This window comes from uncultured Polaribacter sp. (assembly GCF_947500975.1).
Lineage (GTDB): Bacteria > Bacteroidota > Bacteroidia > Flavobacteriales > Flavobacteriaceae > Polaribacter.
Map to the genome: position 1 here is coordinate 45,487 of NZ_CANMUE010000005.1, position 13,647 is coordinate 59,133.

Below are 13,647 nucleotides of genomic sequence, written 5' to 3' on the forward strand. Positions count from 1 at the left end.
TCTTAAAAGGGCAATTATTTTAACATAAACTTACAATTTATATTTTTTAAAAAACCTTAAAAAAAATAGTTTTTAAATAATAAAAATTATTTAAAAAGATTTTGTACGGTTAATTTATTGATCGTAGTCTTTGGTTGTTGTTGGTTTTGATTTGTTGATATAATCTATTGGAAAAAAAATGACTGCAAATTTTATCTTCATTTGACAAGTTTGTAGTTTTCTAACTTTCATAAATGTTTGTTTTTCATCAGTTAATTTGGTTTTCTTAAACATTCCTGATAATATTTTTTTGATAGATGTTGTTTTTATTTTATCGGTATTATTTAGAAGCAAAAAGAGTTTTGGTTACGAAAAAAAAAGGTGATTTGCCTGTTATTGCCAAGTGTTTTTTTAAGTTGAGTATAGGATGTTAATTTTTTACAGTGTTTAGTTGTTGAAAAAAAAGGTATTTTAAAATTATAGTTTTTATTTTTAGCTTAAATATTTTATTAAAATCCTGTTTTTTCATTTAAAATCATATTTCTAATTTGCTATGTGTTAAATTTAACAACTTTTAACATTTTTTATTGTTTAATTAACATTATTTTCTAATATTTGGGGTATTAATTCAAATTATTATAAACAATGAAAACAAAGTTTAAAGGAATTTTAACGCTATTATTAGCGTTTGTTGTGCAAATAACGTTTGCGCAGGAAAAAACAGTTTCTGGAACAGTATCTGATTCATCAGGTGCGTTACCTGGTGTAAGTGTTGCTGTTAAAGGTGGTGCTAATGGGACCGAAACTGATTTTGATGGTAAGTATTCTGTTAAGGTTAAAGCAGGAGATGTTTTGATTTTTAGGTACCTGGGGTTTAAGGTTATTGAAAAAAGTATTGGAACATCAAATACTATTAATGTTTTAATGGTCGAGGATAATAATGTTTTAGATGAGATTGTTGTAACGGCTCTTGGTATCAAAAGAGAAGGTAAGTCTTTAGGGTATTCTGTTACGAAGATTAAAGGTGCAGAATTAGAGCAAAAATCAGAAGCTGATTTAGCTAGGGTTTTGAGAGGTAAAGCTGCGGGTGTACAGGTTACAAGTAGTAATGGTATAAGTGGTTCAGCTACAAATGTAATTATTAGAGGGTATTCTTCAATTACAGGTTCTAATCAGCCTTTGTATATTGTGGATGGGGTGCCTTTTAATACAAATACCAATGCTCAAACTTCTTATTTTGACAACTCTACTGAGTCAAGTAGAATGTTAGATTTAGATCCTAATAATATTGCTACCCTAAATGTTTTGAAAGGTTTAAGTGCTACTACATTATATGGTGAAAGAGGTAGAAATGGGGTTGTAGTAATAACCACTAAAAATGGAGATACTAGGAGTATTGATAAAACGAGTGTGAGTGTTAGTTCGTCAGTTTTCTTTTCTGACCCACATTTGCCAGATTACCAAAATGAATTTGGAGGTGGGTTCAATCAAGAGTTTGGGTGGTACTTTAGTAATTGGGGGCCTGCTTTTTCAGATACTAACCCAAATGTTTATGGTAGTTATTTTAACAGTGTAGAGGATGGTCAGGTGTATGTTAATCACCCTTTTGCAACAAATAGCCAAAGTGATTTTATTGCTGGTTATGAAGATTTAGCAGCTTCACCATATGCTTATAAAGCTTATGATAATGTTGCCGCTTTTTTTAGAACTGGTATTGTTAAGACTAACTCAATTCAGGTTAGTGGAGGAAATGGTACAAGTCGATACAGCGTTAATTATAGTAAACATGATGAGGATGGTTTTACTCCAGGTAATAGTTTATCAAGAGATAATATAGGTGTAGGTGGTTCTACTAAGAAAGGGAAATTTAAGTTTGGAGGGACTCTGAATTTTGCTAAAACAGACTATATTAGTCCTCCAGTAGCGGCTTCTAATGGTAGTGGTGTTTTTGGTGGAGGAGCTTCGGTTTTTGGAGATTTAATGTATACGCCAAGGAATGTAGATTTGATGAATATTCCTTACCAGAGAGCTGATGGTGGTAGTTTGTATTATAGAGAGAGTAATTCTATACAAAATCCTAGATGGACTGTAGAAAATTCTAAAACAGGTCAATTAATCAATCGTGTATACGGTAGTTTTAATGTTTCTTATGATCTTAGTGAGTCAATGAAGTTAGCATATAAATACGGTATTGATACATATACAGAAAGTAGTTTTTATGGACAAAATGCTGGTGGTATTGATGGTAATGCATTAGGGGTTTACAGAACAACTTATATTACTAACACTTTAAAAGATCATACTTTAAGTTTAACTTATAATAAAGATTTTTCTGAAGATCTTAATTTTAATGCAATTGTTGGTGCTAACTCTACAAGAGCAGAGTTTGATCGTGATGGTCTTGAGAGTACTGATCAAATAGCGTTTGGAACATTAAGACATTATAATTTTGTTAATACATCTTCTGTTAATTCATTTAGTGGTGCTAATATGCAATTTAGTTCTGAAGAAAATACTTTAGGTACTTATATTGATGCTACTCTTGGGTATAAAGGTTATCTTTTTTTAAATGCTGCGGCTAGAATGGATTGGACTTCAACATTAGAAGCAGAAAATAATTCGATACTTTATCCTTCAGCAAGTTTGTCATTTGTTCCTACGGAGGCTATAGAAGGTCTTAAAGGTGATGTTTTAAACTATCTTAAAGCTAGGATAGGTTTTGGTACTTCTGCAGGTTTTCCAAATCCATATAATACAAGAAATACTCTAAGCTTAAGTGCAAGATCATATGTTGATAATGATGGTAATGTCGTTTCAACTAATACTACATCTAACTTTTTAGGAAATGCAAATTTAAAGCCAGAACTTGTGTCTGAAATAGAATTTGGTTTAGATACAAGATTATTTAATAGAGTAGGTTTAAATGTTAGTGTTTTTAAAAGAACAACAGAAGACTTAATTACAAATAAAGATTTAGACCCTTCTACAGGTTATACATCAACTGTTATTAATGGAGGTACTATTGAAGCGACTGGTATTGAGGTAGATTTAAATGCTGATGTAATTAAAACAAAAGATTTTAATTGGAATACTTCTTTAACTTTTTATAAAGATAAAACAACTGTTGTTGAACTTCCTGAAGATGTTGATATCATATTCTTAAATAGTGGTTTAAATGCTGCAATAGAAGGAGAAGCATATGGTGTGCTAGTTGGTACTCAAATACAGAGAGATGATTCTGGGAATTATATTGTTGGTGATGATGGTAACTATTTAGAGACTGTTGAAAATGATCTAGTTATTGGTAATCCTAATCCAGATTTTACAAGTACAATAAACAATACAATTAGTTATAAAAACTTTAAATTCTCATTTTCTTTTAATTATAGACATGGAGGAGATATTTATTCTTTAACTGCAGCAACTTTATTAAATAGAGGTTTAGTTGAATTCCCTTTAGATAGATATGGAACTTATGTTTTACCTGGTGTAACAACTACTGGTGCTGTAAACACAACTCAAATTAATGCAACTAATGTAGCTTTTGATAACTGGCTATATGGTCCGAATGAGTTTAGAGTTTATGATGGAACCACTTTAAGACTAAGCGATGTAAGTCTTAGCTATTCTTTACCTAAAGAAAATCTTGAAAACACTCCGTTTTCAGGAATTTCTTTTACAGCTTCAGGTTCTAACTTATGGTACAAGGCATTTAATTTTCCAGATGCAATTAATTTCGACACAAATTCTTTAAGTTCTGGTGTTGGAAATTCTGTAGGAGTAGATTGGTTAACTGGGCCAAGTGCTAAAAGATATGGTTTGAGTTTAAAACTATCATTCTAAAAAAAACTTTTTATATTATGAAGACAAAATTTTTAAAATACTTTTCAATATCTTTAATTTCTATATTTATGGCCTCTTCTTGTGAGACCACTAAACTAGAACTTCTAGATAGCCCCAATGCATTGACAGAAAGTTCTGCTGATGTAGATTTTTACCTATCATCAATTCAAATTACCATGTCAGATTTTTTCGAAAATATAACTGAAGAAGGTATGGAATTAACTAGGATACTACATTTTTTTGGACCTACATATGAAAATGGTTATGCTGCTAGTCAGTTGAATAATGCATGGAGTAATGTTTATTCAGGTGTATTGCCAGATGCAAGAGCTTTGGTTCCATTAGCAATTGAGCAAGAGTTGTATACCCATGCAGCTATAGCTCAAATTGCTGAAGCATATATGGTAGGAACATTAGTAGATTATATAGGAGATATTCCTTATACAGAGAGTAATGACGGTGTGTCATTAAATCCAGTAGCGGATTTAGGTTCAGAAATATACCCTAAACTAATTGCTCTTTTAGATGAAGCTATAGTTAATTTGGGAAAAACAGAATCTGTACTTCCTTCAACTGATTTATACTATGATGGAGATGAAGCTAAATGGACAAAATTAGCAAATACGTTAAAACTAAAGTTTTATTTACAAACTCGTTTAGTAGACGATGTAGCTTCTGAAATTAATGCTATTGTTGCTTCAGGAAATTACATTCAATCATCTGATGATGATTTCTTTTTTCAATATTCTTCAACAGATACAGATCCTGATAGTAGACATCCAATTTTTGCAAGAAATTTTGTAGAAGGTAGTGGTGTTACAGATTATATGTCTAACCATTATATGAATGAATTAGTTCATCAATACAGTACTGGTAAAACAGTCGTAGATCCAAGAACACGTTACTATTTTTATAGACAAAGATCAACAAGTTCTGAGACTACGGTAGAACAAGCATGTTATGGTACTTTACCACCAGATCATTACGGTTTTGCTATTCCTTATTGTACTCTTACAGATGGTTATTGGGGAAGAGATCATGGTGATGATGGAGGTATACCTCCTGATACATCTTTAAGAGCAACCTGGGGTGTTTATCCTGTAGGGGGGCCATTTGATGAAGATACATTTGTTTCAATTGCAGATAGAAATGTAGGTTTAGTTGGTCAAGGAATTTCTCCAATAATGATGTCTTCTTATGTTGACTTTATGTTAGCTGAGGCAGCTTTAACTATTGGAACTACAGGTGATGCTAGGACTTATTTGGAAAATGGAATTACTAAATCAATAGATAAAGTAATTAATTTTGGTTCTTCTATAGCAAATTCTTCATATGTGCCAGATGCTGCATATATTACGTCTTATATTGATGAAGTTCTAGCTTTGTATGATGCAGCTGCAACAAATGATGAAAAATTAAATATTATTGTAAAAGAATATTTTATTGCATTATATGGTAATGGAATAGAAGCTTACAATACTTTTAGACGAACAGGTATGCCAGATAATTTACAACCTCTAAGAAAAAGTGTTACTACTCAGTTTGTAAATTCTTTCTTTTACCCATCTGATTACGTGAACCAAAATTCTAATGCTACACAGAAAACAGATGTTTATCAAACAGTTTTTTGGGATAATTAATTTAAAATAATAAAAAGATGAATAAAATTTTAAAAATATTATTATTTGCTAGTTTAGTTTTAATTTACTCTTGTGATGATGCGGATAAATTAAATGCAGATAGTATAACTAATGGAGCTGTTTTAACAACAGTTGAAGAGATCAATTTAGATATTGATAAAGGTGACCCTGGAGCTTCTACGGCTTCTGTAACAGTTCAATTTGCTGACTTTATTGATAATAATTCGCTTGAATCTGTAGATGTTTATGTACAATTTATAGATACAACACCAGTAGATAATGTTGTAGTTTCAATAGATGAGGCTTTTCTTAAAAATGTTAGTGCTTCTGAATTTACAATGGAAGATTCTGTTTTATTAGTTGCTGATCAATTGCCAACATATACTTTTTCTTTCACAGGTTCTGAAGCTATAGCTGCTACAGGAGTTGATACCTCTATTTTAGATGGTGGTGATTTATTTATTATGAGATTGGTTGTTAAATTAACAGATGGTTCAGAATATACTTCTACAAACGTTGGAGAAGATGTAGCTGTTACTTCACATAACACTCCTTTTAGATATGCTGCAACTGTAAAGTGTTTAACACCTCTTTATGATTTATCAGGTACTTGGTCAGGAGTAACTAATGCGACAAATACAGATGGTCAGACACCTGCAACAGATTTAGCTACAACAGTTACTATTTCAGCAGCTGGTACAAGTGGTTTAGATTATACTATTATTGATGCATATGGAGGGGCTTATATTTTTCATTATGGAGCTGCTTATGGAGCATCATGGGAAATTGAAGGTACTTTTAGTGAAATTTGTGGTACTACACTTACAGGTACTTCAACAGATCATTGGGGGCAAGTTGTTGATCTAAACGGAACAATAATAGACAGTAATACTATATCTATTTCATGGACAAATCCTTGGGGTGATGAAGGAACTACTGTTTATACTAGATAATCAAATTATTTTATAGAAAAAAGAGGGAAAATACGTTTTCCCTCTTTTTTGCATTAAACAGTTTATTAAATGGGGCAAAAAATAAAAAATATAATACTATTATCACTATTAATACAAAATTTATATTGCCAACAATTTAAAGATGTAACAAATCAAGTAGGTTTTACTAATGTTATTAAAAGTAATGGAGTATCAGTAGTTGATTACGATTTAGATGGTTATTTAGATGTCTTTATAGTAGCTCAAGAAGAATATGAACAAGAAAATCCTAATACAATTAGTAGACTTTTTAGGAATAAAGGTGATGGTAGTTTTGAAAATGTTACTTCTATAAGTGGTCTTGATGATTTTTATATTCAATTTACTGAACAAATTGAAGGTAGATCTTTAGGTAATAAAATTGGAGCTTCTTGGGGGGATTATAATAATGACTCTTATCCAGATCTTTTTCTATCTGGTGTTAGCTTAAATCATTTATTTAAAAATAATGGTGATGGCACATTTACTGAGGTTACTGTAGATGCCAATTTGGAACAATTTTGTGATACATGTATAACAACAACAACTTTATGGTTTGATTATAATAATGATGGATATTTAGACTTGTTTTTATCCGATTATAGTTCTTTAAATTCCAATAAAATATATATTAATAAAAAAGATGGTACTTTTAATTTACTAGAAGAAACAGTTATTAATGAAAAAATTGGTATAAGTTATTCGTCAATTCCGATGGATTTTAATAATGATGGTTTATTAGACCTTTATGTTGCAAATGATTTTGATGGTGACAATTTTTTATACATAAAAAATAGTATTGATTTTATCGAATCTGCTGAAAACTATAATGTGCTAGATCCATATGATGGTATGGGCTTGGCTACATCTGATTTCAATAATGATGGGTTATTTGACTTATTTGTTACTAATATAAGTCAGAATGGTTTTTATATTAATAAAGGTCATGGTTTTTTTTTAGATGAAAGTGAAACTCATAATGTTAAAGATACTCAATGGTCTTGGGGTGTGATATTTTCTGATTTTGACAATGATGGTTATGAGGATTTATTTATAGGTAATGGTAGTACGAATAATAAACAGCCTAATTATTATTTTAAAAATGTTAATTTAAATGGTGAGAGAACTTTTGTTGATAATAGTTCAGAATTATCTGGTGAAAATTTAACAGTTACTAAGAGTATTGTAGATTTTGATTTTGATAATGATGGTGATTTAGATATTATTGCAGGTGATTTTGATGGTAATTTAATTTTTTATAAAAATACAATTGATAACCAAAATAAAACTTGGTTTAAAATAATTTTAGAAGGTACAGAGTCCAATATAAACGCATTCGGGAGTAAAATTAATGTAAAAAGCTATAGTCTTAATCAAAATAGATTATTTCATGGTTCAAGATTTTTATCACAATCTATAACACCTATTCATTTTGGTTTAGGTAATTCTTCTATAGTAGATGAAATTACAGTTACTTGGCCTAGCGGAGTTACTGAAACATATAACAATATACCCGCAAATTCTACCATTAAAATAAAAGAAAATAACGGTTATGTAATAATAGATAATTTACCTATCAACCCTGAATTAGGATGTACAGATATTTTTGCATGTAATTACAGTATTGATGCTACTGTTAATAATGGTTCATGCACTTATATTCCATCAATAATGATAAATGGATCAACAAGTTCAACACCTTTAAACATGGAAACATATTCAGTATTTGAACAGGATTTTGAAGAATACATTTGGTCTGTAGAAAATGGAACAATTATAGATGGGCAAGGAACTAATAATATTAAAGTAATTTGGGATATAGATACTAAGGGTATTGTTAAGCTAAGGGTAAAAGATTCAGATTGTTATACACAAGAGTCAATATTTGATGTCAGTTTAAACTTTAGTGTGTCATCTTTAAGTAGTGATAGCTTATCAATAGCAAGGCTTTGGAATGAGGTTTTGCTTGAGCTGATTAGACTTGATTATGCTAGACCAACTATACACGCAAGAAATCTTTTTCATACAAGTATGGCAATGTTTGATTCTTGGGCAATTTATAATCAAGATAGTTCATCAACATATTTAATAGGAAAAACAGTCAATAATTTTAGTGTCAATTTTGATAGTTTTAATTATGACGATAATAAAAACACTGCTATTGCTAAGACAATTAGTTATGCAATGTACAATATATTAAAACAACGTTTTAAAGAATCTCCAAATTTAGAAGAAAGTTTTAGTTTATTAGAAATAACAATGTCATTATTAGGTTATGACCCAGATTACAATGAAACTGATTACTCTAATGGAAAACCTGAAGCTTTAGGGAATTTTATTGCTGAAAAAGTTATTGAGTATGGTTTAAATGATGGTTCTAATGAAGAGAATTTGTATGTAAATAACTATTATAAGTCTATAAACCCCAATTTAACACCTTATGAGACTGGAAATAAACTTATTCAATATCCAAATAGATGGCAACCGCTTTCACTAGATGTTTTTATAGATCAGAGTGGGAATGTTATTTCTGACTCTTCTCCAGAGTTTTTAAGTCCTGAATGGGGTAATGTTTTTCCATTTTCTTTAACAAATGATGATTATAAGATCAATACAAGGGGTTCTGATGTTTATAAAACATATTTAGATCCAGGAGCACCAGCTTATATTACAAATGACCTTAATTTATCTGAATATTATAAATGGGGGTTTTCTTTAGTTTCAATTTGGTCTTCTCATTTAACCAGTAATGATGGAGTTATGTGGGATATCTCTCCACTTTCTATTGGTAATTTTGATATAGAGTTGTTGCCTAATTCTTTCAAAGATTACTCAAGCTTTTACAAAATGTTTGAAGGAGGAGATATAAGTACAGGAAGAAGAATTAATCCTGTTACTAATGAAGAGTACGTACCTAATTTTGTACCAAGAGGAGATTATACTAGGGTTTTGGCTGAGTTTTGGGCTGATGGTCCAGACTCTGAAACACCCCCTGGACATTGGTTTACGTTGTTAAATTATGTAAGTGATAGTGATATGCTAGATAAAAGAATAAGTGGAGTCGGTGAAATTATTTCTGATTTAGAGTGGGATATAAAATCGTATTTTATTTTGGGTGGTGCTATGCATGATGCAGCAATAGCTGCATGGAGTATTAAAGGCTGGTATGATTATATAAGGCCAATATCTGCTATTCGATATATGGCAGGTTTAGGACAAAGTACAGATGAAACATTAAGTAATTATAATGTACAAGGTATTCCATTAATAAAGGGTTTTATAGAAGTTGTTTCTGAGAATGATGAGTTAGCGGGTGATAAAAATGAAAATGTGGGTAAAATAAAATTATATTCATGGAGAGGGCATGATTATATTACAAATGTTGATACTGATATAGCTGATGTAGGTTGGATTTTAGCAGAAAATTGGTGGCCATATCAAAGACCATCATTTGTTACCCCTCCTTTTGCGGGTTATGTATCTGGGCATTCTACTTTTTCAAGAACAGCAGCTGTTGTGTTAACTAAATTAACTGGAAGTGAATATTTTCCAGGTGGAATAGGTAAATTTACTGCTAGTAAAGATAAATTTTTAGTATTTGAAGAGGGGCCTAGTGAAGACGTCGAATTACAATGGGCAACTTATTATGATGCATCAGATCAATGTAGTTTATCAAGAATTTGGGGAGGTATCCATCCTCCTGTAGACGACATAATTGGAAGAAAAATTGGAAATAAAATAGGTGAAAAAGCTTTTGAATTTGCATTTAAATTTTTTGAAAATGATAATATAGGAATTACACAAAATAGCCTTTTCCCTAACCCTGTATCTACTGGTGAAAAAATAACAATTTCAAACACTAATCTAAATGATAGTTTTTATCTCTTTGATTTAATTGGTAAACAAATTAATTTTAAAAGTATTATTTATTCAGAATATAGTAAATCGACAGAATTAAGTTTAAATCATGTGGGTAAAGGTGTTTATTTTATTAAACATAATGATAAATCATATAAGATTATTGTAAAATAAAGTTTAATTAACGTGAGTTCCACTTAACGTCAACTATTTTAGGTAAACAGGTTTGTATTTTAATAGTTGTTTTTTAATCAAGAAAAAATAGGCAGTTAAACAAGCTATTAAATTCCTTAAGAAGTCGTCAAATGAGCAATGTCTAGAACGTACGGGTAGTATCTAAAAAAAACTGTGTAAATAGAAAATTATGAGGGTTTTAAATCCTCCTAATTTTATGTAATATAACGTAAGCCTGACTTAAGCTATTCAAATATTGGGTAAAAATTTTTGTATTTTGATAGAATGTTTTGCATTATGAAAAGAATATGCCTTTAATCCAGTGATTAAATTTACTAAGAAGTTATCAAAATATCTATGGCTAAATGTTCTATTTGGAAAGTGTTTATATGGACATCATTTACAGATTTTTTAATTGCTCTTTTTCGAAGAATAACTTTATCAATCTAGTTCATTGCTTTCTTTTTTATGTTTTTTTGAGTCTTAGTTATTAAATGAATTCCGTCTACAAAAAGTCTTTCAAATTATTCCTTCCCAATATAGCCTTTGTCTCCAAAAATTTTTTCAAATAACTTGTCATGAAACTTTTTTTATTTAAGAGTATATCTGTCGTCTAGATTGGCTGGGGTATACATAAAATCAATAATTTTTCCTTTGTAATTACAGACCAGATGTAGTTTAAACCCCAAATGCCTTCCCTTAGTTTCATAGCTTTTTTTTAGTAATATCTTTAAAAACTTGATGCTGTTTTTTCTCTTTTTTATTGACATACTTTTTAAATGCGTAGAATCAATGAAAAGAGATACCTGTACAGTCGCCTAAACAATACATTTTTCATGAAAACGGCTAAAGACTGTGTAATCCTTTTTTTGCAGTTTTACAAATCTGTTATAAGAAACACAATCAGGAAACACGTCTTGTCTGTATTTATAAATATGGTTTAAGTAAAAATGTTTAAGGTTTCGGTAAGACTTTTAGTGAAATATTAAAAGAATAGTTATCGTTTCAATGTAAGTTGGTTTAAATTTTCTATTACATTTTTCGTGGTTGAACTATCAGAAATAATGTTTTATGAAAGAATTTAACATGATTTTCTTATATAATCATCTAAAGAATAGGAAATTTATATAATTTTATTATCAGAAATAACAAGTAGAGAGTATGTTAATTATCTGAAAATAAACATTTTAACTCTCGGTTTCATTCTTTTTTTTTCATATAATTAATTCAACGTTGTTGTATCTAATTCACGTTTAATATCAATTGATGATTTGTGTAAGTAACAAGTTGTATTGCTTTATAATAAGATAGGTTTTCAATTCAAAATAAGAATTAGAATTATATTAAAATGTATTAGTCATTATTAATAGACTTGCATAAACAATATAATTAGTCTTATGAAATATAATATGTTTTATTGCTGTTATTCCTAAATAATTTTAATAATATAGGAAACTTTATATTTATAAAACTAATGGTATAAGAAAAAGGTAGTGATTAAAATCACTACCTTTTTAATTGTAAATTATGTATCGCTTATTTTTGCGAAATCAAATTAATTTTGATCTGCTGCTGATAAGTTTGGATTAGCATTAATTTCTGATTGAGGAATTTTAAAGATCCATTCATCATTAAGTGATGGTTTATCTTGTTGAAAACCATCTTGATACAACACTAGTGCCGCACCAGAATTTGTTAAGTCAATTCCTTCATCCCAACGAATATGATCATGGTATCCAAAACCTTCTCCGTATAATTCAATACGTCTTTGCCATTTGATATGCTCCATTAATTTGTCTTTAGTATCAAATACAGTAACATCATATGCAGAGTCTCTTTCTTCACCTAATGGTTTTAAAGCAGCTTGAGCACCTGCAATATCATTCATCATTGCTTCTGCTTCTGCTTCTATTAAATACATTTCAGATGTTCTCATGAAAATAACATCATCAGGGTCTATTGTCCCTGGGTTTGCCTGTCTAAATTTCACATGCATATAAGGATGCTGATTATGTCTAGAAGTAACACCCCATGCGTCTTCAATTGCAGTTCTTGCAGCTTGGAATTCTGCTGCATCTGTGTAGTTAGGGTCGTTTCCAAAACCACCTTGATCATTTGCTGCAGACCCATTTGTATTAGGTGCCATTGGTAAATATAATTCCGATCTATAATCTGTAGCTGGTGTAGCATCATACACTTCTTTGCTTATCAGCTTTGGATTACCTCTATTCTGACTTCCTTGAAAAGTAGGAGATATATAGTAGAAATAAGAACGGAAAAATACTGTTTCAGTAGAAATTACATTAGCTCCCCAAATAACTTCAGATAAATCTGTAGTATTGAAACCAGATTTCCATCCAGCTTCATTTATAAGAGGATATCCATTACGAGCTAAAACAGCATTTTCTGCTGCTACAGACCAATTTCCTGCTGATAGAGCAATTCTTGCCTTAATACCATACGCTGTATTAAGATCTAAATTAGATTTGTTATCACTTGGTGCAGCAACCTTAAAGTAGTCGATAGCTGTATCTATATCTTGATATACTTGATCGTAAATAACCTGCACTGTAGATCTTGGTTGACTTGTGTAAGGTGCTTCAGTTGCAAATAATAAAGGTACGCCAGGGTCTGTAGAAGGATCTCCTATAATGTAACCCTTAGCGTAGGTAGATACTAAAGAATGGTAAGCCCAAGCTCTATAGGCATGCGCTTGTCCTAAAATATCATTCATATTTGCATCTTTGGTTAATCCATCTTGTTCTACCTTGTTAATAATAGAATTACAACTTGCAATAATTTGATAACGTTGATACCATAATTGCTCAACAGTGGTAGATGTCTCTAACGTGTGGGTAGTCCATTGTAATTCAGATCTCATCCATCCATTACTTCTAGCTGAATGTATTAAATCTCCACTTATTACATCAAACATCGGTATAAAGTATTGCATACCAGCTCTACTATTTGATCCTCCTGGTATAAGACCATTTTGAGCATACATTATTTTATGAAGACCATTAATAACTAAACGCATATTCTCCGGAGATGATAGAGCGTCTCCGGCTGCTATTGCATCTGTTGGTGTGGTCTCTAAAAAGTCTTCGTCACATGATGTCATTGTGATTGTTAAAACCACTAATAACAATAAACTTATTTTTTTTAACATATTATTGTTTTTT

At 30.4% G+C, this 13,647-nt stretch carries 7 protein-coding genes; 4 read left to right on the forward strand and 3 right to left on the reverse strand.

Annotation, left to right across the window (positions count from 1 at the left end; genetic code table 11):
- Positions 1–114: 114 nt before the first annotated feature.
- Positions 115–273, reverse strand: coding sequence for a hypothetical protein (locus tag Q0733_RS07035; protein ID WP_298780632.1), 159 nt, complete (start codon positions 271–273; stop codon positions 115–117).
- Positions 274–624: 351 nt separating this feature from the next.
- Here Q0733_RS07035 and Q0733_RS07040 point away from each other — a divergent pair, with 351 nt between their 5' ends.
- The 4 genes from Q0733_RS07040 to Q0733_RS07055 all read left to right on the forward strand — a co-directional run bounded on the left by Q0733_RS07040 (position 625) and on the right by Q0733_RS07055 (position 10,465).
- On the forward strand, positions 625–3,822 hold the full coding sequence (locus tag Q0733_RS07040; RefSeq protein ID WP_298780634.1) for a SusC/RagA family TonB-linked outer membrane protein: 3,198 nt from the start codon (positions 625–627) through the stop codon (positions 3,820–3,822).
- Between the two features lie 17 nt (positions 3,823–3,839).
- Positions 3,840–5,462 carry a SusD/RagB family nutrient-binding outer membrane lipoprotein gene (locus tag Q0733_RS07045; protein ID WP_298780636.1) on the forward strand — a complete coding sequence of 541 codons (1,623 nt, stop codon included), beginning with the start codon at positions 3,840–3,842 and terminating at the stop codon, positions 5,460–5,462.
- A 17-nt stretch (positions 5,463–5,479) separates the two neighbouring features.
- The gene (locus Q0733_RS07050; RefSeq protein ID WP_298780639.1) at positions 5,480–6,415 is read left to right on the forward strand and encodes a hypothetical protein; all 936 of its coding nucleotides are present in this window, start codon (positions 5,480–5,482) and stop codon (positions 6,413–6,415) included.
- A 69-nt stretch (positions 6,416–6,484) separates the two neighbouring features.
- The gene (locus tag Q0733_RS07055; protein ID WP_298780643.1) at positions 6,485–10,465 is read left to right on the forward strand and encodes an FG-GAP-like repeat-containing protein; all 3,981 of its coding nucleotides are present in this window, start codon (positions 6,485–6,487) and stop codon (positions 10,463–10,465) included.
- Between the two features lie 590 nt (positions 10,466–11,055).
- On the opposite strand, the gene Q0733_RS13130 is transcribed toward Q0733_RS07055, so the two are convergent.
- Together Q0733_RS13130 and Q0733_RS07060 are read right to left on the reverse strand one after the other, a co-directional pair.
- Positions 11,056–11,259 (reverse strand): transposase, encoded by a 204-nt coding sequence (locus Q0733_RS13130; RefSeq protein ID WP_367276299.1) that lies wholly within the window; start codon positions 11,257–11,259, stop codon positions 11,056–11,058.
- A gap of 761 nt (positions 11,260–12,020) precedes the next feature.
- Positions 12,021–13,634: a RagB/SusD family nutrient uptake outer membrane protein gene (locus tag Q0733_RS07060; RefSeq protein ID WP_298780646.1), complete on the reverse strand. Its 1,614-nt coding sequence runs from the start codon at positions 13,632–13,634 to the stop codon at positions 12,021–12,023.
- Positions 13,635–13,647: the final 13 nt, after the last annotated feature.